Genomic DNA, 22,953 nt, shown 5'->3' with positions numbered 1-22,953 from the left:
GTTAAAAAACGAATACATTTGTACCGTAGACAGTAGGTGCTCTTCCCGAGCTTAATGTCCTGCCGAGGTAATTGCGATAAAATAACCGCTTATAGCGCGTTTGCAATGCCCTTATGTCTACCTTGATATAAGGGCATTTTTTATTGGATGACGGTATAAATGTTCATCAGTCAATCTACAGGAGGTGTAATGATGAGCAGCATTCTAGATCAAAAGAAACACATCGTCGGAGAAATCTCTGACAAGCTTAAAAACAGTGTATCTACAATCGTTGTAGATTACCGTGGCCTGGATGTTTCCGAAGTAACTGAGCTTCGTAAACAACTTCGTGAAGCTGGCATCGACTTCAAAGTGTACAAAAACACTATGGTACGTCGTGCGGCAGAAGAAGCTGGTCTTGAAGGGTTAAACGAATTCTTAACTGGTCCTAACGCGATTGCGTTCAGTACAGAAGAAGTAGTTGCACCTGCAAAGATTCTTAACAGCTTTGCTAAAGAACACGAAGCGCTTGAAATCAAAGCGGGTGTCATTGAGGGAACAATCACTTCAGTTGAGGATGTTAAAGCGATCGCTGAACTTCCAAACCGCGAAGGACTTCTTTCTATGCTACTCAGCGTGCTTCAAGCACCAATGCGCAACTTCGCATTGGCAACAAAAGCCGTTGCAGATCAAAAAGAAGAGCAAGGCGCGTAAGTTAAAGCAAGTCGTTTAAATAAAAATTAAAGCAAGCATAACAAGGAGGAAATTTAAAATGAGTAAAGAGCAAATCATTGACGCGATTAAAGAAATGTCAGTTCTTGAATTAAATGATCTAGTTAAAGCAATCGAAGAAGAATTCGGAGTAACTGCTGCTGCACCTGTAGCTGTAGCTGCTGGTGGCGCTGACGCTGCTGCAGAAAAAACTGAATTCGACGTAGTTCTTGAGAGCGCTGGTTCTCAAAAAATCAAAGTTATCAAAGTTGTTCGCGAAATCACAGGTCTTGGCCTTAAAGAAGCGAAAGAAATGGTTGATAACACTCCTAAAGCTCTTAAAGAAGGAGTTTCTAAAGAGGAAGCTGAAGAACTTAAAGCTAAACTTGAAGAAGTTGGAGCTGGCGTAGAAGTTAAGTAATGATTGTATAGATGAAAAGCTCGCTATCGTTGGCGGGCTTTTTTCTTGTCTGGCATCTATCCTCGCGTCTTAGTGAGGGTGGTCAACAGGCGGGAGTCACAAATGGATGGAGATGATATAATGACCGATCACTATTATTCTCATAACCCGGATGTAGAAAGTAACCCCCAAACCATAACCTTTGAATTAAGGGGACAACCTTTCCGTTTTAAAACGGATCAGGGTGTTTTCTCGAAGAAGGAAGTGGACTTTGGATCTAGGGTGTTGATTGAAACGTTTGAATTACCCGATGCGGAAGGTCCGTTATTGGATGTCGGTTGCGGGTATGGCCCTATCGGCTTGTCCTTAGCTAAAGATTATCATGATCGAACGGTCCATATGGTTGATGTAAATGAGAGAGCTTTATCTTTGGCGCAGGAAAATGCGAAGGAGAATAAAGTTCAAAACGTCAGAATCTATCAAAGTGACCGATATTCAAAGGTCGTTGAAAAGAATTTTGCTGCCATTTTAACAAATCCGCCGATTCGTGCTGGTAAAGAGACGGTTCATTCCATACTTGAAAATAGTTACGAGCATCTTTCGGAACTGGGAGAATTGTGGGTTGTTATTCAGAAGAAGCAAGGCGCTCCATCTGCCATGGATAAAATGGAAACATTGTTTTCAAATGTAGAAATCGTTGCAAGGAAAAAGGGATACTACATCTTGAAATCGGTAAAAGAAATCCGTTGACGTAACTTTATTGCTATGATAACATTATAAAATGCAAAAATATTATTTTCCGGTAATATGTCCATATGTATATATGTTGGATAAATTGGAAAAGATTATAAAATAATAGTTCGTCATATGAAAATGAGGTTTTATCATTAAAACCCTTTTTCTTTTTGTCTTGTGTAGAGTAGAAATCCTACTTTAAGGCATATAGACACAACCAAAACGCTTGATTTGAGGGGTGAATCAGTTGACAGGTCAACTAGTTCAGTATGGACGACACCGCCAACGCAGAAGTTTTGCGCGTATCAGTGAAGTTTTAGAATTACCGAATCTAATCGAAATTCAAACTTCCTCGTATCAATGGTTTCTTGATGAGGGGTTAAGAGAAATGTTCCGTGACATTTCTCCGATTGAGGACTTCACTGGTAATCTCTCTTTGGAATTTATTGATTATAGTCTGGGAGAGCCAAAGTACTCGGTGGAAGAATCAAAGGAAAGAGATGTTACTTACTCTGCACCGCTTAGAGTGAAAGTCCGTCTTGTGAACAAAGAAACAGGAGAAGTAAAGGATCAAGACGTATTTATGGGTGATTTCCCATTAATGACAGACACAGGAACCTTTGTCATTAATGGTGCTGAGCGCGTTATCGTTTCTCAGCTAGTACGTTCACCTAGTGTTTACTTTAGTGGAAAAGTAGATAAGAACGGAAAGAAAGGGTTTACTGCTACCGTTATACCAAACCGCGGAGCTTGGCTTGAGTATGAAACAGATGCAAAAGATGTTGTATATGTGCGAATTGATCGAACTCGCAAACTACCGGTAACGGTTCTTTTACGTGCCCTTGGGTTTGGCTCTGATCAAGAAATCATCGATCTGATCGGTGATAATGAGTACATTCGTAACACACTCGAGAAAGACAACACGGAAGGTATCGACAAGGCATTGCTCGAGATTTATGAGCGTCTGCGTCCAGGAGAGCCTCCTACTGTAGAAAATGCTAAAAGTTTACTCGTTTCTCGTTTCTTTGATCCTAAGCGTTATGACTTAGCAAACGTTGGACGTTACAAAATGAACAAAAAGCTACACATCAAAAACCGTTTATTCGGTCAGACTCTAGCAGAAACTCTAGCAGATCCGGAAACGGGAGAGATTCTGGCAGAGAAAGGCACGGTTCTTGACCGTCGCGCCCTTGATAAGGTAATCCCTTATTTAGAAAACGGCATTGGTTTCAAAAACTACCAACAGTCCGGCGGCGTATTAGAAGAAGACGTCGTTCTTCAATCTATCAAGATTTATTCTCCTAACGAAGAAGGAGAATTCGAAATCAACGTAATCAGCAATGCGTATGTTGAAGAAGAGGTTAAGTACATTACACCTGCTGATATCATCTCTTCCATCTCTTACTTCTTTAACTTATTACATGGAGTAGGACTGACAGATGATATTGACCATTTAGGTAACCGTCGTTTACGTTCGGTTGGTGAATTGCTACAGAACCAATTCCGTATCGGTTTATCACGTATGGAGCGTGTCGTTCGTGAAAGAATGTCCATTCAGGACACGAACACGATCACACCTCAACAACTGATCAACATCCGTCCTGTTATTGCATCTATTAAAGAGTTCTTTGGAAGCTCTCAATTGTCTCAATTCATGGACCAAACGAATCCTCTTGCAGAATTAACGCACAAACGTCGTCTATCTGCATTAGGGCCTGGTGGATTAACACGTGAACGTGCCGGTTTCGAAGTGCGTGACGTACATTACTCCCACTATGGACGTATGTGCCCGATTGAAACACCTGAGGGTCCGAACATCGGACTGATCAACTCACTTTCCTCATTTGCGAAAGTGAATAAATTCGGCTTTATTGAAACACCGTATCGTCGTGTCGACCCTGATACAGGAAAGGTAACCGATCGCATCGATTACCTGACAGCTGACGAAGAAGATAACTATGTAGTGGCTCAAGCAAACGCACGCCTTGGAGAAGACGGCGCGTTCCTTGATGAAGAAGTCATCGCTCGTTTCCGTGGTGAGAACACGGTCATCAAGCGTGAACGTCTTGACTATATGGATGTATCCCCTAAACAAGTAGTATCAGCAGCGACTGCATGTATTCCATTCTTAGAGAATGATGACTCCAACCGTGCTCTAATGGGAGCGAACATGCAACGTCAAGCAGTACCTTTGATGAATCCGGAATCACCAATCGTCGGAACAGGTATGGAACACGTATCTGCGAAAGACTCCGGTGCAGCCGTGATTTGTAAATATGAAGGTATCGTAGAAAAAGTTGAAGCGAAACAAGTTTGGGTGCGTCGTGTGAAAGAAATCGATGGTCAGGAAGTAAAAGGTGACCTCGATAAGTATCGTATGCAGAAGTTCATCCGTTCTAACCAAGGTACATGTTACAACCAGCGTCCGATCGTAAGTGAAGGCGACCGTGTAGTTAAAGGAGAAATCCTTGCTGATGGTCCTTCCATGGAGAAAGGTGAACTCGCCTTAGGACGTAACGTAATGGTTGGATTCATGACTTGGGACGGTTACAACTATGAAGATGCGATCATCATGAGTGAACGTCTTGTAAAAGACGATGTATATACTTCTATTCATATTGAAGAATATGAGTCTGAATCTCGTGATACGAAATTGGGACCTGAAGAGATCACTCGTGATATTCCAAACGTTGGTGAAGATGCACTGCGCAATCTTGATGAGCGTGGAATCATCCGCATCGGTGCTGAAGTGAAAGATGGCGATTTACTTGTCGGTAAAGTAACGCCTAAAGGTGTGACTGAGCTGACGGCTGAAGAGCGCTTATTACATGCAATCTTCGGTGAGAAAGCTCGTGAAGTACGGGATACATCTCTTCGTGTACCACATGGTGGAGGAGGAATCATCCTCGATGTTAAAGTCTTCAACCGTGAAGACGGCGACGAATTACCACCAGGTGTGAATCAGCTTGTACGTGTATACATCGTTCAGAAGCGTAAGATTTCTGAAGGTGACAAAATGGCTGGTCGTCACGGTAACAAAGGTGTTATCTCAAGAATCCTTCCTGAAGAAGACATGCCGTTCTTACCGGACGGTACACCGATCGATATCATGCTTAACCCACTAGGGGTACCATCTCGTATGAATATCGGACAGGTGCTTGAGCTTCACTTGGGTATGGCAGCCAGATATCTTGGTATTCATGTTGCTTCACCAGTATTTGATGGAGCGCGTGAGGAAGACGTTTGGGCAACCATCGAAGAGGCGGGGATGGCACGTGATGCGAAAACCGTTCTTTACGATGGAAGAACAGGTGAACCATTTGACAACCGTGTATCAGTAGGAATCATGTATATGATTAAACTTGCTCACATGGTTGATGACAAACTTCACGCTCGTTCAACAGGTCCTTACTCGCTTGTTACGCAGCAGCCGTTGGGTGGTAAAGCTCAATTCGGTGGACAGCGTTTCGGTGAGATGGAGGTATGGGCACTAGAAGCATACGGTGCCGCTTACACTCTACAAGAGATTCTGACAGTCAAATCAGATGATGTTGTAGGTCGTGTGAAAACATATGAAGCCATTGTCAAAGGTGAAAACGTTCCTGAACCTGGTGTTCCGGAATCATTCAAAGTTCTGATCAAAGAGCTTCAAAGTTTAGGTATGGATGTTAAGATCCTCTCTAGTAACGAAGAAGAAATTGAAATGCGTGACTTAGAGGATGAAGAAGAAGTACAACAAGCAGACACGCTAAATATCTCTGAATCTAATGCACAAGAATCCGAGACAGTAGGGTCGAAAGAATAAATTTAGAGCAATTAGGGTTAGAGCCTGTAGATTAAAAGGGAGGTAGGCCCCTTGCTAGATGTAAATAATTTTGAGTATATGAAAATTGGTTTAGCTTCCCCCGATAAGATCCGTTCGTGGTCTTTCGGGGAGGTTAAAAAGCCTGAAACGATTAACTATCGTACGTTAAAACCAGAAAAAGATGGTTTGTTCTGTGAACGTATCTTTGGTCCTACAAAGGACTGGGAATGTCACTGTGGTAAATACAAACGTGTACGTTATAAAGGCGTTGTTTGTGACCGCTGTGGTGTTGAAGTAACAAAGGCTAAAGTCCGTCGTGAACGTATGGGTCACATCGAACTTGCTGCACCTGTATCTCATATCTGGTACTTCAAAGGAATCCCTAGCCGTATGGGTCTTGTGTTAGACATGTCCCCGCGTGCTCTGGAAGAAGTCATCTACTTCGCTTCTTATGTTGTAACAGAACCAGGCGACACGGCTCTTGAGAGAAAGCAACTTCTTTCTGAAAAAGAGTACCGTGCGTACCGTGAGAAATACGGAGTGAAATTCCAAGCTGCAATGGGAGCGGAAGCGATTAAAAAGCTTCTTCAAGACATTGACCTGGATAAAGAAGCTGATTTCTTGAAAGAAGAACTGAAAACAGCTCAAGGTCAACGCCGTACCCGTGCAATCAAACGTTTAGAAGTGGTGGAATCTTTCAGAAACTCAGGAAATGATCCGGATTGGATGATTCTTGATGTACTTCCTGTCATTCCTCCAGAGCTTCGCCCGATGGTTCAACTTGACGGTGGACGCTTTGCGACTTCTGACTTGAATGATTTATATCGTCGTGTTATTAACCGTAATAACCGTCTTAAACGTTTATTGGACCTTGGTGCTCCAAGCATCATCGTTCAAAATGAGAAGCGTATGCTTCAAGAAGCGGTTGATGCTTTAATTGATAATGGTCGTCGTGGCCGTCCAGTTACTGGACCGGGTAACCGCCCATTAAAATCCCTTTCACATATGCTTAAAGGGAAGCAAGGTCGTTTCCGTCAGAACCTTCTTGGTAAGCGTGTCGATTATTCCGGTCGTTCTGTAATCGTTGTTGGTCCGAATCTTAAGATGTACCAATGTGGTCTTCCTAAAGAAATGGCTCTTGAGTTATTCAAACCATTCGTCATGAAAGAACTCGTTGAAAAAGGTCTGGCTCACAACATTAAGAGTGCGAAGCGCAAAATCGAACGTGTACAGCCGGAAGTATGGGATGTATTAGAAGGGGTTATCAAAGAACATCCAGTTCTTTTAAACCGTGCACCTACTCTTCACAGACTTGGTATTCAAGCATTTGAACCAACTCTTGTCGAAGGTAGAGCGATCCGTCTTCACCCACTTGTATGTACGGCATACAATGCGGATTTCGATGGTGACCAAATGGCGGTTCACGTACCACTATCTTCTGAAGCACAAGCTGAAGCACGCATGCTCATGCTTGCTGCCCAAAACATCCTTAATCCGAAAGACGGTAAACCGGTTGTTACTCCGTCCCAGGATATGGTACTAGGTAACTATTACCTGACACTTGAACGAGAAAATGCTGTTGGTGAAGGAATGATTTTCAACGATGCAAATGAGGTCATCCTTGCATATCAAAACGGTTATGTACACTTGCATACCCGAATTGCGATCCATGCAAGCACCATCAATAACAAAACGTTCACTGATAAGCAAAATAAACAATTACTATTAACTACGGTAGGTAAAGTGATCTTTAATGAAATCTTACCTGATACATTCCCGTTCATTAATGAGCCAACAAGAACGAACTTGGAAGTTGCAACTCCTGAGAACTACTTTGTTGATCCATCGACGGACGTTAAGGAAGTATTCCAAAATCGTGAGTTAATTAACCCATTCAAAAAAGGTTTCTTAGGGAATATCATTGCGGAAGTATTCAAGAAGTTTGCCATCACGGAAACATCTCGTATGCTTGATAAGATGAAGGACCTTGGATTTAAATATTCCACTAAAGCCGGTATTACTGTAGGTATCGCAGATATCGTAGTATTAGCGGAAAAAGAGGAAATCCTGATTGAAGCCCAAAGTAAGGTAGACAACGTATTGAAGCAATTTAAACGTGGTCTCATTACAGAAGATGAAAGATATGATCGTGTCATCTCCATCTGGAGTGCTGCGAAAGATACGATTCAAGGTAAGTTAATGGCTACATTGGATAAACGCAACCCGATCTTCATGATGAGTGACTCAGGTGCCCGTGGTAACGCATCTAACTTCACTCAGCTTGCCGGTATGCGTGGACTGATGGCCAACCCGGCTGGTCGTATCATCGAGTTACCGATCAAATCAAGTTTCCGTGAAGGTCTGACGGTTCTTGAATACTTCATCTCTACACACGGTGCCCGTAAAGGTCTTGCCGATACAGCACTGAAGACTGCTGACTCAGGTTACTTGACACGTCGACTTGTTGACGTTGCCCAGGACGTTATCGTTCGTGAAGAAGACTGTGGAACGGACAGAGGCCTACTTGTAGGCTCCATTAAAGAGGGTACCGAAATCATCGAACCCCTTGAAGAACGTTTACTCGGTCGTTACTCACGCAAAACATTGCGTCATCCTGAGACAGATGAAATCATCATCACAGAAAATCAGTTGATCACAGAAGATCTGGCTAAGACGATCATTGATGCTGGTGTCGAACATGTTTCGATCCGTTCTGCCTTCACATGTAACACAAGACACGGTGTATGTGAAAAATGTTACGGAACAAACCTAGCAACAGGTCAAAAAGTCGAAGTCGGGGAAGCTGTCGGTATCATCGCTGCTCAATCCATCGGGGAACCGGGTACTCAGTTAACGATGCGTACGTTCCATACAGGTGGGGTTGCAGGAGACGATATCACTCAAGGTTTACCGCGTATCCAAGAGATCTTCGAAGCGCGTAATCCGAAAGGTCAAGCTGTCATTTCTGAAATTGATGGTGTGATCACTTCCATCAGTGAAGGTAAAGATCGTCAGTACGAAATTACCGTGCAAGGTGATGTGGAAACGAGAAGTTACACAGCTCCTTACACAGCGCGCCTGAAGTTCGCTGTGAACGATAAAGTCGCACGCGGTCAGGAAATCACTGAAGGTTCAATCGATCCTAAAGAACTTCTTAAAGTCCGTGATGTGTCCGCTGTTCAAGAATACTTGCTGCGCGAAGTACAAAAGGTATACCGTATGCAAGGGGTTGAAATCGGCGACAAGCACGTTGAGGTTATGGTCCGTCAAATGCTTCGTAAAGTTCGTGTCATCGATGCTGGTGAATCTGAGGTGCTTCCGGGTACTCTTATGGATATCCATCAATTCAGAGATGCGAATGAAAAAGCATTATTCGGCGGTAAGCTTCCGGCGACAGGACGCCCTGTACTGCTCGGAATCACCAAAGCTTCGCTTGAAACGGATTCCTTCTTATCTGCGGCTTCGTTCCAGGAAACAACTCGTGTGTTGACGGACGCTGCCATTAAAGGAAAACGTGATGAGTTACTAGGATTGAAAGAAAATGTTATCATTGGTAAACTGGTCCCTGCAGGTACGGGTATGCAACGTTACCGCAAGGCAGAACCGGTGCTAGCTGAAGATACTAGTGAAGAAACAGTAACAGTAGAGTAATCTATTTAGGCTAACTCTTAGGCGGGTTTGATTGCTCAAACAACAGTCTTAAGAGTTAGCTTTTATAAATCTTTTAAATCTATGTTGACATAGAGATTTTAAGATGATAATATATTCAAGGTTGCTCCTATTAATAACCTGTTACTTTGGAGGATATGAAATGTCTTATGAAAAAGTAGCGCAGGCTAAAGAAATTATTGTAGGAACAAAGCAAGCAGTGAAAGCTCTAAAAACAGGTCATGTAACGGAAGTTGTAATTGCGGAGGATGCTGATCCCAAGATTACAGCCAAAGTCGTTCAGGCCGCGATTGATCTTAATGTACAGGTTAACAAAGTGGATTCGATGAAGAAACTTGGTAAATCGTGCGGAATAGATGTTGGAGCAGCAGCTGTTGCGATTATACAGTAAAATAGTTTTTGTAGAAAGAATCTACAAAAACTTTACTTTTACCCAAAAAAGAACCACCTGGATGTGTGGGCTTACCAAATAAGAAGGGAGGAAAACAAAATGCCAACTATTAACCAATTAGTTCGCAAGCCTCGTCAGTCAAAATCAACAAAATCAAAGTCACCAGCTCTTAACAAAGGTTATAACAGCTTTAAGAAGGTGCACACGAACTTGTCTTCTCCACAAAAACGTGGTGTATGTACTCGTGTTGGTACAATGACTCCAAAGAAACCGAACTCGGCTTTACGTAAATATGCTCGTGTTCGTTTGACTAATGGAATCGAGGTTACTGCTTACATTCCTGGTATCGGACATAACCTTCAAGAGCACAGTGTTGTTCTTATTCGCGGAGGACGTGTAAAGGATTTACCAGGGGTACGTTATCACATCGTACGTGGTGCGCTTGATACAGCTGGAGTTGACGGCCGTATGCAAGGACGTTCTAAATACGGAACTAAGCGCCCTAAAGCAGCTAAAAAATAATAAAACAACAATAAATTCATTTCTCGTTGAAAGGAGGAAATCACATGCCACGTAAAGGTCCTGTAGCAAAAAGAGACGTTTTACCTGATCCAATGTACAATTCTAAATTAGTTACTCGTTTAATCAACAAAATCATGATTGACGGTAAAAGAGGTAAAGCTCAAAAGAAATTATACGCAGCGTTTGATATCATTAGCGAGCGTTCAGGTAAAGATGCAATGGAAGTATTCGATGCAGCTTTAAAAAATATCATGCCGGTATTAGAAGTAAAAGCTCGTCGTGTAGGTGGTTCAAACTATCAAGTACCTGTAGAGGTGCGTCCAGAGCGTCGTACTACATTAGGTCTTCGTTGGTTAGTAAACTACTCTCGTCTTCGCGGTGAGAAGACAATGGAAGAGCGTTTAGCTAACGAAATCCTTGATGCAGCTAACAACACTGGTGCTTCTGTCAAGAAGCGTGAAGATACACACAAGATGGCTGAAGCGAACAAAGCGTTTGCTCACTATCGTTGGTAATCTGATCAAAAACAATCAAATTATTCTCATATAAGGAAGGAGAAAGACCGCATGCCTAGAGAGTTCTCCTTAGAAAACACTCGTAATATCGGTATCATGGCTCACATCGATGCTGGTAAAACAACTGCAACTGAGCGTATCCTATTTTATACAGGTCGTATCCATAAAATTGGAGAAACTCACGAAGGTGCTTCTCAAATGGACTGGATGGAGCAAGAGCAAGAACGTGGTATCACAATCACTTCTGCTGCGACAACAGCCCAATGGAAAGGCCATCGTATTAACATCATCGATACTCCGGGACACGTAGACTTCACTGTTGAAGTTGAGCGTTCCCTGCGTGTACTTGATGGTGCAGTAGCAGTACTTGATGCTCAATCTGGTGTTGAGCCACAAACTGAAACTGTATGGCGCCAAGCAACAACTTACGGGGTTCCCCGTGTTGTGTTCGTTAACAAAATGGACAAAATCGGTGCTGACTTCCTTTACTCTGTAGGTACACTACATGAGCGTCTACAAGCTAATGCACATCCAATTCAGCTTCCAATCGGTGCTGAGGATGACTTCGAAGGTATCATCGACTTAGTAGAAATGAAAGCTTATTTCTATGAAGATGATCTTGGAACACGTGCAGAAGCTCGTGACATTCCTGAAGAGTACAAAGATCAAGCTGAAGAATACCGCGGAAAGCTAATTGAAGCTGTATCTGAACTTGATGAAGAGCTTATGATGAAGTACTTAGAAGGTGAAGAACTTTCTAACGAAGAAATCAAAGCTGCTATCCGTGCGGCTACACTAACTGTCGAGTTCTACCCGGTAGTATGTGGATCTGCATTCAAGAACAAAGGGGTTCAATTACTAATTGACTCAGTTATCGATTATCTTCCAGCACCAACAGATGTTGAAGATATCAAAGGTTTTGTACCTGAAACAGAAGAAGAAGTGACTCGTCCATCTTCAGACGAAGCTCCATTCTCTGCTTTGGCGTTCAAAGTTGCAACTGACCCTTATGTTGGTAAATTAACATTCTTCCGTGTTTACTCTGGTGTACTTGAATCAGGTTCTTACGTAAGAAACTCTTCTAAAGGAAAACGTGAACGTGTAGGTCGTATCCTGCAAATGCACGCTAACTCCCGTGAAGAAATCTCCCAAGTGTATGCTGGGGATATCGCAGCAGCGGTTGGTCTGAAAGATACTAGCACTGGAGATACACTATGTGATGAAAAGAACCTTGTTATCTTAGAATCAATGGTATTCCCAGAGCCGGTTATCTCTCTATCTGTTGAGCCTAAGTCTAAGGCTGACCAAGATAAAATGACAACTGCTCTACAAAAACTACAAGAGGAAGATCCAACATTCCGTGCGCACACTGACCAGGAAACTGGACAGGTTATCATTGCCGGTATGGGTGAGCTTCACTTAGATATCATCGTTGACCGTATGAAACGTGAATTCAAAGTAGAAGCAAACGTAGGTGCTCCTCAAGTATCTTACCGCGAAACTTTCCGTGATACGGCTAAAGTTGAAGGTAAGTTCGCTCGTCAATCAGGTGGACGTGGACAATTCGGACACGTTTGGATTGAATTCGCGCCTAACGAAGAAGGTAAAGGATTCGAATTCGAAAACGGTATCGTCGGTGGGGTTGTTCCTCGTGAATACATCCCTGCAGTACAAGCCGGTCTACAAGATGCTCTGGAAAACGGAGTATTAGCTGGATTCCCACTTGTTGATGTTAAAGCAAGATTATTCGATGGTTCATACCATGACGTCGACTCATCTGAGATGGCGTTCAAAATCGCTGCATCAATGGCCCTTAAGAATGCTGCTTCTAAATGTAAGCCAGTTATCCTTGAGCCAATGATGAAGGTTGAGGTTGTTATCCCTGAGGAATACCTTGGAGATATCATGGGTGACGTTACTTCACGTCGTGGACGCGTAGAAGGTATGGAAGCACGCGGTAACGCTCAAGTCGTTAAAGCGTTCGTACCTCTATCAGAAATGTTTGGATATGCAACTTCCCTTCGTTCTAACACACAAGGACGTGGAACATACTCTATGCACTTCGATCACTACGAAGAAGTACCTAAGTCGATTTCTGAAGAAATCATCAAAAAAAATAAAGGTGAATAATTGATTTATTCGCTTTTATAAAGTATAAATACTAATGTAAGCAATTGTTGTGTCAGAGATGGTGATTTAACCGTCTCTGAGGCACCCAAAATATACTTATTTTCTTTAAAATCAAAGGAGGATTTTCAAATGGGTAAGGAAAAATTTGATCGTTCCAAGCAACATGCGAATATCGGTACAATCGGTCACGTTGACCACGGTAAAACAACTCTAACAGCTGCAATCACAACTACACTTCACAAGAAGTATGGTCGTGGAACTGCAATGGCATATGACCAAATCGATGGTGCTCCAGAAGAAAGAGAACGTGGAATCACAATCTCTACTGCACACGTTGAGTATGAAACTGATACTCGTCACTATGCACACGTTGACTGCCCAGGACATGCTGACTATGTTAAAAACATGATCACTGGTGCTGCACAAATGGATGGTGGGATCCTAGTAGTATCTGCTGCTGATGGCCCAATGCCACAAACTCGTGAGCACATCCTTCTTTCTCGTCAAGTAGGTGTTCCATACCTAGTTGTATTCATGAACAAATGTGACATGGTAGACGACGAAGAACTACTTGAATTAGTAGAAATGGAAGTACGTGACCTTCTTTCTGAGTACGATTTCCCTGGCGATGACGTACCAGTAATCAAAGGTTCTGCTCTTAAAGCTCTTGAAGGAGATGCTGAGTGGGAAGCGAAAATCTTCGAACTTATGGAAGCTGTAGATAGCTACATCCCAACTCCAGAGCGTGACACTGACAAGCCATTCATGATGCCTGTTGAGGACGTATTCTCAATCACAGGTCGTGGAACAGTTGCTACAGGTCGTGTGGAGCGTGGACAAGTTAAAGTTGGAGACACTATCGACATCATCGGTCTTTCTGAAGAGCCAAAATCTACTACTGTAACAGGTGTAGAAATGTTCCGTAAGCTTCTTGACTATGCTGAAGCTGGAGACAACATCGGTGCACTACTTCGTGGTGTAGCTCGTGAAGATATCCAACGTGGACAAGTACTTGCTAAGCCAGGTACAATCACTCCACACACTAAGTTCAAAGCAGAAGTTTATGTTCTTTCTAAAGAAGAAGGTGGACGTCACACTCCATTCTTCACTAACTACCGCCCTCAGTTCTACTTCCGTACAACTGACGTAACTGGTATCTGTAACCTTCCTGAAGGTGTAGAAATGGTTATGCCTGGCGATAACATCGAAATGACTGTTGAGCTTATCGCTCCAATCGCTATCGAAGAAGGTACTAAGTTCTCTATCCGTGAGGGTGGACGTACTGTAGGTGCTGGAGTAGTAGCTACAATCACTGAGTAATCAATGATATCAAAAACAGATGGACTTTTTGTCCATCTGTTTTTTTGTGTTCAAATATAATATAAGGAAGAAATGGTTGGTTGATTAGAATATGTTCAAGCTATTTAAGAATTTATTGTACAGACATGGAAATAAGAATTGCTTTCTGACACCGCTGTTGATTTCCGTGCAAGACTCCGCTTTCCTCGGGCGAAAGGCGAGCCTCCTTGTCGCTATCGCTCCTGCGGGGTCTCACCAATTTCGCTTTCCCGAAGGAGTCTCCGTCTTGCACTCCAATCAACAGCTGGTGAATGCCAAATTCAAATTATTTGCTTTTGAATAAACGACAATATGGTTACCAGGTTCGATATTGATCAAAGAACCTAGAATGATTGTTCGTACTTTTCTCCGCTGAAATTCTCTTACCTCACCCTCATTTTGAGTTATGAGGTAGAAAGATACTTACATCTAACACGAATGTATATATTTGCGACTTTCTTCTATATATAATGTGGTCCTTGAAATGTTAATAAAATTTCATTAAAGCTAATGACCGCATTCGAACTTTTGAAATCATATGAAATCTTAGAGCTGTTCTCTATACCAGTGTACTAAGTAACCCATTGTTGATTGGAACGGAAGACAGCTCGACTCCTGCGGGAAACGTGGGACAGGATGAAAAGCGGAGGCGGCTTGGTCAGGCCCGACAAGCATAAGGCGAATCAATCGAAAAGGCGTTCTTTGCCTTTTTGGTTGATTTGACTTATGACCTCGAGGGACTAGCCGCAGTAGCTGGATCTTGAGACCCCACAGGGCGAAGCCCGAGGAGGCTCACCGCCAGCCCCGCGGAAAGCGAGCTGACTGGAGTGGAAATCAACATGCACTCGCTCTTAAAAAATAGATTTCATTTTCACTAAACACATATAGTACCTAATAAGAATTGTTATATTAAATATTGTGAAAATACCACATAACCTTGAAAATATAACGGTTCGTTTGTATAATAGAGAAAGTGTGCAAAACATAAAGAAATTGCAAGAAACTCTTGCTTCTTCTGGGTGTTTTAGTTATAATAGACAATGTTGGTCTTTGACTGCGATGAAACAGAAGGTTGCTGACACACACGGCCGCTTTGCCATGGCGAGTGTGTGGGAAATTTCTGTGGAGAATGTCTATTCAAAAATAGGCGATAAAGGAGGGAAAATAATGGCAAAACAAAAGATTCGTATCCGTTTAAAGGCTTATGATCACAGAATTCTTGATCAATCAGCTGAGAAAATTGTTGAAACAGCAAAACGTTCTGGTGCGGCGGTTTCTGGACCGATCCCACTACCAACAGAAAAGTCTGTTTACACAATCTTACGTGCTGTGCACAAATACAAAGATTCTCGTGAGCAATTCGAAATGCGTACTCACAAACGCTTAATCGACATTGTAAACCCAACACCTCAAACAGTTGATGCGCTTATGCGTTTAGACTTACCATCAGGTGTAGATATCGAAATCAAACTTTAATTCATAAAAACCATAATAATTAGGAGGTGTGACTTATGACCAAAGGAATCTTAGGAAGAAAGATTGGTATGACTCAAGTTTTCGCTGAAAACGGTGATCTTATCCCTGTAACTGTTATCGAAGCTGCTCAAAACGTGGTACTTCAAAAGAAATCTATCGATGTTGATGGCTACGAAGCTATCCAAGTAGGTTTTGAAGACAAACGTGAAAAGCTTTCTAACAAACCAGAGAGAGGCCACGTTGCTAAAGCTGAAACTGCTCCTAAGCGCTTCATCCGTGAAATCCGCGGTGTAAACGTAGAAGAGTACGAAGTTGGTCAAGAAGTCAAAGTTGATATTTTCGCAGCAGGCGAAATCGTAGATGTAACAGGAGTTTCAAAAGGTAAAGGTTTCCAAGGTGCTATCAAGCGTCACAACCAATCTCGCGGACCAATGTCTCACGGTTCTCGTTACCACCGTCGTCCTGGTTCAATGGGTCCTGTTGATCCAAACCGTGTATTCAAAGGTAAATTACTACCTGGACGTATGGGCGGAGAGCAAATTACAATTCAAAACCTTGAAATTGTAAAAGTTGATGCTGAGCGTAACCTTATCTTAGTAAAAGGTAATGTACCTGGCCCTAAGAAACAACTGATCAAAGTAAAGTCAGCTATTAAAGCAAACTAATAGAACTTTTCAAGAAAGGAGGAAACAAGAATGCCGAAAGTAGCATTATTTAACCAAAGCGGTTCTAAAGTTGGTGATATCGAACTTAATGACACTGTTTTTGGTATTGAACCAAACACACACGTGATGACTGAAGCAGTATTGATGCAAAGAGCTTCTTTACGCCAGGGTAATCACAAAGTAAAAAATCGTTCTGAAGTACGTGGCGGTGGGCGTAAGCCTTGGCGTCAAAAAGGAACAGGTCGTGCTCGTCAAGGGTCAATCCGTTCTCCACAATGGCGCGGTGGTGGTACTGTATTTGGACCAGTTCCACGCAGCTACAGCTACAAACTTCCTAAGAAAGTTCGTCGCTTAGCGATTAAATCTGCACTTTCTTCTAAAGTAGTAGAAGAAAACATCTTAGTATTAGAAGCATTATCATTCGATGCTCCTAAAACAAAAGAATTTGCTAACGTTCTTAAAGGTCTTTCTGTTGATTCTAAAACATTAGTAATCACTGACGGTCTTGACGAAAACGTAGCACTTTCAGCTCGTAACATCCCTGGTGTAACTGTTGTTGCTGCAGAAGGAATTAGCGTTCTGGACGTACTAGGACATGACAAACTAGTGATGACTAAATCAGCTGTTGAAAAAGTAGAGGAGGTGCTCGCATAATGGATGTACGTGAAATCATTAAGCGCCCCGTAATTACAGAGGCTTCAACTGATCTTATGTCTGAGAAAAAATATACTTTCGAAGTTGATACTAGAGCCAATAAAACTCAAGTAAAAGACGCCGTTCAAGAAATCTTTGACGTGAAAGTAGATAAAGTAAACATCATGAACTACAAAGGTAAGTTCAAGCGTATGGGTAAACACGCTGGTTACACTAACAAGCGTCGTAAAGCTATCGTTAAACTTACTGCTGACAGTAAAGAAATCGAATTCTTTGAAGTATAAAATTCTTTAATTAAGAAGAGGAGGGAAAAACATGGCGATTAAAAAGTATAAACCTACCTCTAATGGTCGTCGCGGAATGACTAGTTCTGATTTCGCTGAAATCACAACAGATTCTCCGGAAAAGTCACTTTTAGCACCCCTACACAAAAAGGGTGGCCGTAACAACCAAGGTAAGTTAACAGTTCGTCATCAAGGTGGCGGTCATAAGCGTCAATACCGTATCATCGATTTCAAACGTGAAAAAGATGGTATACCTGGACGCGTTGCTACGATCGAATACGATCCAAACCGCTCTGCAAACATTGCACTAATCAATTACGCTGATGGAGAAAAACGTTACATCCTGGCTCCGAAAACAATCGAAGTAGGTATGGAAGTAATGTCTGGACCTGAAGCTGATATCAAAGTAGGTAATGCATTACCACTTATCAACATCCCAGTTGGTACAATCGTACACAATATTGAACTTAAACCAGGTAAAGGTGGCCAGTTGGTTCGTTCTGCTGGAACATCTGCTCAAGTACTTGGTAAAGAAGGTAAATATGTTCTTGTACGTTTGAACTCTGGTGAAACTCGTATGATCCTTTCTGCTTGTCGTGCTACTGTAGGTCAAGTTGGAAATGAGCAACACGAACTTATCAACATTGGTAAAGCAGGACGTTCTCGTTGGTTAGGTAAACGCCCAACAGTTCGTGGTTCTGTAATGAACCCTAACGATCACCCACACGGTGGTGGTGAAGGACGCGCTCCAATCGGACGTAAATCACCAATGTCTCCATGGGGTAAACCTACTCTTGGATACAAGACACGTAAGAAAAACAACAAATCTGATAAATTTATTGTGCGTCGTCGCAAAAAATAACGGGATTGTGCTACGGTTCCTGAAAAGAGCCGTAGGTCAATCACGAAGGGAGGTTCAAACATGGGTCGTAGCTTAAAAAAAGGACCTTTTGTTGATGATCATTTAATGACTAAGATCGAAAAATTGAACGAAACTGAAGGCAAACAAGTTGTGAAAACTTGGTCTCGTCGCTCAACGATCTTCCCAGCATTCATCGGTCACACTATCGCAGTTTACGATGGTCGTAAACATGTACCTGTATACGTCACTGAAGACATGGTAGGACACAAGCTTGGTGAATTCGCACCATCTCGTACTTACAAAGGTCATGCAAGTGATGATAAGAAAACAAGACGCTAATTGAGAGGAGGGTATCCTAATGCAAGCAAAAGCTGTTGCAAGAACAGTACGTATTGCTCCTCGTAAAGTACGTTTAGTCGTTGATCTAATCCGAGGTAAGCAAGTTGGAGAAGCGGTTGCTATCTTAAAGCATACACCTAAAGCTGCTTCACCAGTAATCGAAAAAGTACTTAAGTCTGCTATTGCGAACGCAGAGCACAACTTTGACATGGATATTAATAGCCTAGTGGTAACTGAGGCTTATGTAAATGAAGGACCAACACTTAAACGTTTCCGTCCTCGTGCGATGGGACGTGCAAGTCAAATCAACAAACGTACAAGTCACATTACACTTGTCGTATCAGAAAAGAAGGAGGGATAAGCTGTGGGTCAAAAAGTACATCCGGTCGGACTTCGTGTCGGTATAATCCGTGATTGGGAATCTAAATGGTACGCAGATAAAGATTACGCTAATCTATTACACGAAGACATTAAAGTACGTGAATATATTGCAAAACGTTTAGTTGACGCTTCTGTTTCTAAAGTAGAAATCGAACGCGCAGCAAACCGTATTAACATTACCGTTCATACAGCTAAGCCTGGTATGGTTATCGGTAAAGGTGGTACAGAAGTTGAAGCACTTCGTAAAGCACTTAACGAACTTACTTCAAAACGTGTACACATCAACATCGTTGAAATCAAAAGAGCTGACGTTGATGCTAAATTAGTAGCTGAAAACATCGCTCGTCAATTAGAAAACCGTGTTTCTTTCCGTCGTGCTCAGAAGCAATCAATCCAACGTGCGATGCGTGCTGGTGCAAAAGGAATTAAAACACAAGTATCTGGTCGTCTAGGCGGAGCAGATATCGCTCGTGCAGAACATTACAGTGAAGGTACTGTTCCACTTCATACACTACGCGCTGACATTGACTATGCTCATGCAGAAGCTGACACAACTTACGGTAAGCTTGGCGTTAAAGTATGGATCTATCGTGGAGAAGTTCTTCCTACAAGAAAGAAATCTGAGGAAGGAGGCAAATAATTATGTTATTACCTAAACGCGTTAAACATCGTCGCGAACACCGCGGAAAAATGCGTGGACGTGCTAAAGGCGGTCAAGAAGTAGCGTTCGGTGAATACGGTTTACAAGCAGTTGAGGCTTCTTGGATCACAAACCGTCAAATCGAATCAGCTCGTATCGCTATGACTCGTTACATGAAACGTGGCGGTAAAGTATGGATTAAAATCTTCCCTCATAAGCCTTACACTGCTAAGCCTTTAGAAGTACGTATGGGTTCAGGTAAAGGTGCTCCAGAAGGTTGGGTAGCAGTAGTTAAGCCTGGAAAAATCATGTTTGAAATCGCTGGTGTTTCTGAAGAGGTTGCTCGTGAAGCACTTCGTCTAGCATCACATAAACTTCCAATCAAAACGAAGTTTGTAAAACGTGAGGAAATTGGTGGTGAATCAAATGAAAACTAATGAAATTCGTGACCTAACCACTGCTGAAATAGAACAAAAAGTAAAAACTCTGAAAGAAGAGTTATTTAACCTTCGCTTCCAACTTGCGACTGGGCAATTAGAAAATACAGCTCGCATCCGTGAAGTCCGCAAAGGGATCGCTCGTATGAAAACTGTAATCCGTGAAAGAGAGATCGGGGTTAACAATCGATAAATGAGAGGAGGTTTGCTTAAATGAGTGACCGCAACCAACGTAAGGTATACACTGGCCGTGTTGTTTCCGACAAAATGGATAAAACAGTAACGGTTATGGTAGAAACTTATAAAAAGCATTCTCTATACGGCAAGCGCGTTAAGTACTCTAAGAAGTTTAAAACTCATGATGAGAACAACGAAGCAAAAGTAGGCGATATCGTACGTATCATGGAGACTCGTCCACTATCTGCTACAAAACGTTTCCGTTTAGTAGAAGTTGTTGAAAAAGCAGTTATTATCTAATATATTTGTTCGGATATTTTATATTCCGAAGGGAGGTTACCTACATGATTCAACAAGAATCACGTTTAAAAGTTGCTGACAACTCTGGTGCTCGTGAAGTATTAACTATCAAAGTACTTGGTGGTTCTGGACGCAAGACAGCTAACATCGGTGATGTTATCGTGTGTACAGTAAAACAAGCAACACCAGGTGGCGTTGTTAAAAAAGGTGACGTAGTAAAAGCGGTTGTTGTACGTACTAAGTCTGGTGTACGTCGTCAAGACGGTACTTACATCAAGTTCGACGAGAACGCTTGTGTCATTATCCGTGACGATAAAGGACCACGTGGAACTCGTATCTTCGGACCTGTTGCCCGTGAACTACGTGACAGCAACTTTATGAAAATTGTATCTTTAGCTCCAGAAGTTCTTTAATAGATATTAGCATTGGGCCATTCAAGGAGGTGCGATGAAATGCATGTAAAAAAAGGCGATAAAGTAATGGTCATTACTGGGAAAGACAAAGGCAAAACAGGTGTTGTTCTTGCTTCATTCCCAAAGAAAGACCGAGTGCTAGTTGAAGGTATCAACGTTGTGAAAAAACACGCTAAGCCTTCACAGATGAACCCGCAAGGCGGAATCATCAGCCAGGAAGCATCTATCCATGTATCAAATGTTATGCTTCTAGATCCGAAATCTAACGAGCCAACTCGTGTAGGTTACAAGACAGAAGACGGCAAAAAAGTACGTGTAGCAAAAAAATCAGGTGAAGTTCTAGATAAATAGTACGATTAAGAAGGGAGGTATTCTGAATGAACCGCCTAAAAGAAAAATTTCAACAAGAAATCAGTCCAGCTCTAGTTAGCAAATTCAATTACAAATCAGTAATGGAAGTACCTAAAGTTGAAAAGATCGTTGTCAACATGGGTATCGGTGATGCTGTTCAAAACTCAAAAGCTCTTGATGTAGCTGTTGATGAATTAACTCAAATCACTGGTCAAAAACCAGTTGTTACAAAAGCTAAAAAATCTATCGCAGGCTTCCGTCTTCGTGAAGGTATGCCAATCGGTGCAAAAGTTACTCTACGCGGAGAGCGTATGTACCAATTCTTAGATAAATTAATTTCTGTTTCACTTCCACGTGTACGTGACTTCCGTGGTGTTTCTAAAAAAGCATTCGACGGTCGCGGTAACTACACATTAGGAGTTAAAGAGCAATTGATTTTCCCTGAGATTGATTATGATAAAGTGTCTAAAGTACGCGGTATGGATATCGTTATCGTAACAACTGCGAACACAGACGAAGAAGCTCGTGAATTATTGACACAAATCGGAATGCCATTCCAAAAGTAATCGCTATATAAGGGAGGCGAAAATGTGGCTAAAAAATCTATGATTGCGAAACAAAAACGCGCGCCAAAGCATAATGTTCAAGCGTACACTCGTTGCGAACGTTGCGGACGTCCTCATTCAGTTATCCGTAAATTCAAGCTTTGCCGTATTTGTTTCCGTGAACTTGCATACAAGGGTCAGATTCCTGGCGTTAAGAAAGCTAGTTGGTAATACCCTATATTGGGAAGGAGGTAAATTATTATGACAATGACAGATCCAATTGCAGATTTGCTAACTCGCATCCGTAATGCGAACATGGTTCGTCACGAAAGATTAGAAGTTCCTGCTTCTAACATCAAGAAAGAAATTGCAGAAATCCTTAAACGTGAAGGTTTCGTACGTGACGTAGAATATGTAGAAGATAACAAGCAAGGTGTTATCCGCATTTTCTTAAAATATGGAGCAAACAACGAACGAGTAATTACTGGATTAAAGCGTATCTCTAAACCTGGTTTACGTGTATATGCAAAATCAACAGAGGTACCTAAAGTACTAAACGGTTTAGGTATCGCACTTGTTTCTACTTCTACAGGTGTTTTAACTGATAAAGAAGCTCGTGCTCAACAAGTAGGCGGAGAAGTACTAGCTTACGTTTGGTAATATTTTTTATATGAATGGAGGTGCAACAGGATGTCACGTGTAGGAAAACTACCAGTAGAAATTCCATCTGACGTTACTCTAACAGTAGGTGAAAACAACACTGTAACTGTAAAAGGACCTAAAGGGGAACTTTCTCGTACATTCAATTCTGATATTAAAGTTGAATTAGAAGGAAACGTAGCGACAGTTACTCGTCCTTCTGATGCAAAAGAACACCGCGCGTTACACGGTACAACTCGTGCCCTAATCGCGAACATGGTTGAAGGTGTATCTAAAGGATTCCAAAGAAATCTTGAGCTAGTCGGTGTAGGTTACCGTGCTCAAAAACAAGGTACGAAGCTTGTACTTAACGTTGGTTACTCTCACCCAGTTGAGATCGAACCAGAACAAGGTATCGAGATCGAAGTACCAGCTAATACAAAGATATCTATCAAAGGTATCGACAAAGAACGTGTTGGAGCATTAGCTGCTAACATTCGTGCTGTACGCTCTCCTGAGCCTTACAAAGGAAAAGGTATTCGCTACGAAGGTGAATATGTTCGTCGTAAAGAAGGTAAAACAGGTAAATAATGCC

The 22,953-nt window shown here is 42.1% G+C and carries 27 protein-coding genes and 1 other annotated feature; all 27 genes read left to right on the top strand.

The genetic code is table 11. From position 1 onward, the window contains the following. Nucleotides 1-5: 5 nt before the first annotated feature. Nucleotides 6-150: a sequence feature (ribosomal protein L10 leader region), on the top strand. Between the two features lie 42 nt (nt 151-192). The 27 genes from rplJ (at nt 193) to rplF (ending at nt 22,949) form a co-directional block, all read left to right on the top strand. Beyond that, nucleotides 193-693 carry a 50S ribosomal protein L10 gene (gene rplJ / locus SLH55_RS20545; protein WP_219166390.1) on the top strand — a complete coding sequence of 167 codons (501 nt, stop codon included), beginning with the start codon at nt 193-195 and terminating at the stop codon, nt 691-693. A gap of 58 nt (nt 694-751) precedes the next feature. Continuing rightward, nucleotides 752-1,111, top strand: coding sequence for a 50S ribosomal protein L7/L12 (gene rplL / locus SLH55_RS20540; RefSeq protein WP_219166391.1), 360 nt, complete (start codon nt 752-754; stop codon nt 1,109-1,111). Between the two features lie 120 nt (nt 1,112-1,231). Further along, nucleotides 1,232-1,840 carry a class I SAM-dependent methyltransferase gene (locus SLH55_RS20535; protein ID WP_219166411.1) on the top strand — a complete coding sequence of 203 codons (609 nt, stop codon included), beginning with the start codon at nt 1,232-1,234 and terminating at the stop codon, nt 1,838-1,840. Between the two features lie 232 nt (nt 1,841-2,072). Further along, on the top strand, nt 2,073-5,630 hold the full coding sequence (rpoB, locus tag SLH55_RS20530; protein WP_226677488.1) for a DNA-directed RNA polymerase subunit beta: 3,558 nt from the start codon (nt 2,073-2,075) through the stop codon (nt 5,628-5,630). 51 nt (nt 5,631-5,681) lie between these two features. Beyond that, nucleotides 5,682-9,281: a DNA-directed RNA polymerase subunit beta' gene (gene rpoC / locus SLH55_RS20525; RefSeq protein ID WP_219166393.1), complete on the top strand. Its 3,600-nt coding sequence runs from the start codon at nt 5,682-5,684 to the stop codon at nt 9,279-9,281. Between the two features lie 160 nt (nt 9,282-9,441). Continuing rightward, entirely contained in the window at nt 9,442-9,690 is a 249-nt protein-coding gene (locus tag SLH55_RS20520; RefSeq protein ID WP_320324381.1) for a 50S ribosomal protein L7ae-like protein, read from the top strand. A gap of 99 nt (nt 9,691-9,789) precedes the next feature. Further along, nucleotides 9,790-10,212 (top strand): 30S ribosomal protein S12, encoded by a 423-nt coding sequence (rpsL, locus tag SLH55_RS20515; RefSeq protein WP_034765995.1) that lies wholly within the window; start codon nt 9,790-9,792, stop codon nt 10,210-10,212. Between the two features lie 44 nt (nt 10,213-10,256). Next, nucleotides 10,257-10,727 (top strand): 30S ribosomal protein S7, encoded by a 471-nt coding sequence (gene rpsG / locus SLH55_RS20510; RefSeq protein WP_034765993.1) that lies wholly within the window; start codon nt 10,257-10,259, stop codon nt 10,725-10,727. Nucleotides 10,728-10,778: 51 nt separating this feature from the next. Continuing rightward, nucleotides 10,779-12,857 carry an elongation factor G gene (gene fusA, locus SLH55_RS20505; protein ID WP_219166395.1) on the top strand — a complete coding sequence of 693 codons (2,079 nt, stop codon included), beginning with the start codon at nt 10,779-10,781 and terminating at the stop codon, nt 12,855-12,857. A 129-nt stretch (nt 12,858-12,986) separates the two neighbouring features. Next, nucleotides 12,987-14,177 carry an elongation factor Tu gene (tuf, locus tag SLH55_RS20500; protein WP_034765989.1) on the top strand — a complete coding sequence of 397 codons (1,191 nt, stop codon included), beginning with the start codon at nt 12,987-12,989 and terminating at the stop codon, nt 14,175-14,177. A 1,185-nt stretch (nt 14,178-15,362) separates the two neighbouring features. Next, complete coding sequence (gene rpsJ / locus SLH55_RS20495) at nt 15,363-15,671, top strand: 30S ribosomal protein S10 (protein WP_007085291.1); 309 nt, start codon at nt 15,363-15,365, stop codon at nt 15,669-15,671. 35 nt (nt 15,672-15,706) lie between these two features. Beyond that, nucleotides 15,707-16,336, top strand: coding sequence for a 50S ribosomal protein L3 (gene rplC, locus SLH55_RS20490; protein WP_044340523.1), 630 nt, complete (start codon nt 15,707-15,709; stop codon nt 16,334-16,336). Between the two features lie 30 nt (nt 16,337-16,366). Beyond that, nucleotides 16,367-16,990, top strand: coding sequence for a 50S ribosomal protein L4 (gene rplD, locus SLH55_RS20485; RefSeq protein WP_219166396.1), 624 nt, complete (start codon nt 16,367-16,369; stop codon nt 16,988-16,990). Further along, the gene (gene rplW, locus SLH55_RS20480) at nt 16,990-17,274 is read left to right on the top strand and encodes a 50S ribosomal protein L23 (RefSeq protein WP_211201344.1); all 285 of its coding nucleotides are present in this window, start codon (nt 16,990-16,992) and stop codon (nt 17,272-17,274) included. The genes rplD and rplW overlap by 1 nt, the downstream gene beginning before the upstream one ends. Nucleotides 17,275-17,305: 31 nt before the next feature. After that, nucleotides 17,306-18,136, top strand: coding sequence for a 50S ribosomal protein L2 (gene rplB, locus SLH55_RS20475; RefSeq protein WP_044340525.1), 831 nt, complete (start codon nt 17,306-17,308; stop codon nt 18,134-18,136). A 60-nt stretch (nt 18,137-18,196) separates the two neighbouring features. Beyond that, nucleotides 18,197-18,475: a 30S ribosomal protein S19 gene (rpsS, locus tag SLH55_RS20470; RefSeq protein ID WP_034765978.1), complete on the top strand. Its 279-nt coding sequence runs from the start codon at nt 18,197-18,199 to the stop codon at nt 18,473-18,475. Between the two features lie 19 nt (nt 18,476-18,494). After that, entirely contained in the window at nt 18,495-18,836 is a 342-nt protein-coding gene (gene rplV / locus SLH55_RS20465; RefSeq protein ID WP_034765976.1) for a 50S ribosomal protein L22, read from the top strand. A 3-nt stretch (nt 18,837-18,839) separates the two neighbouring features. Then, entirely contained in the window at nt 18,840-19,496 is a 657-nt protein-coding gene (gene rpsC / locus SLH55_RS20460) for a 30S ribosomal protein S3 (RefSeq protein WP_034765973.1), read from the top strand. A gap of 2 nt (nt 19,497-19,498) precedes the next feature. Next, nucleotides 19,499-19,933, top strand: a complete 435-nt coding sequence (gene rplP / locus SLH55_RS20455) for a 50S ribosomal protein L16 (RefSeq protein WP_034765971.1) — start codon at nt 19,499-19,501, stop codon at nt 19,931-19,933. Continuing rightward, nucleotides 19,923-20,126 carry a 50S ribosomal protein L29 gene (rpmC, locus tag SLH55_RS20450; protein WP_032085278.1) on the top strand — a complete coding sequence of 68 codons (204 nt, stop codon included), beginning with the start codon at nt 19,923-19,925 and terminating at the stop codon, nt 20,124-20,126. Before rplP ends, rpmC begins: the two co-directional genes overlap by 11 nt. A 20-nt stretch (nt 20,127-20,146) precedes the next feature. Further along, nucleotides 20,147-20,410 carry a 30S ribosomal protein S17 gene (gene rpsQ, locus SLH55_RS20445; protein WP_032085279.1) on the top strand — a complete coding sequence of 88 codons (264 nt, stop codon included), beginning with the start codon at nt 20,147-20,149 and terminating at the stop codon, nt 20,408-20,410. 44 nt (nt 20,411-20,454) lie between these two features. Next, entirely contained in the window at nt 20,455-20,823 is a 369-nt protein-coding gene (gene rplN, locus SLH55_RS20440) for a 50S ribosomal protein L14 (RefSeq protein ID WP_032085280.1), read from the top strand. A 39-nt stretch (nt 20,824-20,862) separates the two neighbouring features. Further along, nucleotides 20,863-21,174, top strand: a complete 312-nt coding sequence (rplX, locus tag SLH55_RS20435) for a 50S ribosomal protein L24 (RefSeq protein ID WP_034765969.1) — start codon at nt 20,863-20,865, stop codon at nt 21,172-21,174. A 26-nt stretch (nt 21,175-21,200) separates the two neighbouring features. Next, nucleotides 21,201-21,740: a 50S ribosomal protein L5 gene (rplE, locus tag SLH55_RS20430; RefSeq protein ID WP_034765967.1), complete on the top strand. Its 540-nt coding sequence runs from the start codon at nt 21,201-21,203 to the stop codon at nt 21,738-21,740. 24 nt (nt 21,741-21,764) lie between these two features. Next, nucleotides 21,765-21,950 (top strand): type Z 30S ribosomal protein S14, encoded by a 186-nt coding sequence (locus SLH55_RS20425; RefSeq protein WP_044340528.1) that lies wholly within the window; start codon nt 21,765-21,767, stop codon nt 21,948-21,950. Between the two features lie 30 nt (nt 21,951-21,980). Beyond that, nucleotides 21,981-22,379 (top strand): 30S ribosomal protein S8, encoded by a 399-nt coding sequence (rpsH, locus tag SLH55_RS20420; protein WP_034765964.1) that lies wholly within the window; start codon nt 21,981-21,983, stop codon nt 22,377-22,379. Between the two features lie 30 nt (nt 22,380-22,409). Then, nucleotides 22,410-22,949, top strand: coding sequence for a 50S ribosomal protein L6 (gene rplF / locus SLH55_RS20415; protein WP_219166397.1), 540 nt, complete (start codon nt 22,410-22,412; stop codon nt 22,947-22,949). Nucleotides 22,950-22,953 lie beyond the last annotated feature (4 nt).

This window comes from Rossellomorea sp. YZS02 (assembly GCF_033963925.1).
GTDB lineage: Bacteria > Bacillota > Bacilli > Bacillales > Bacillaceae_B > Rossellomorea.
This window is presented reverse-complemented; position numbering and strand designations above follow the sequence as displayed.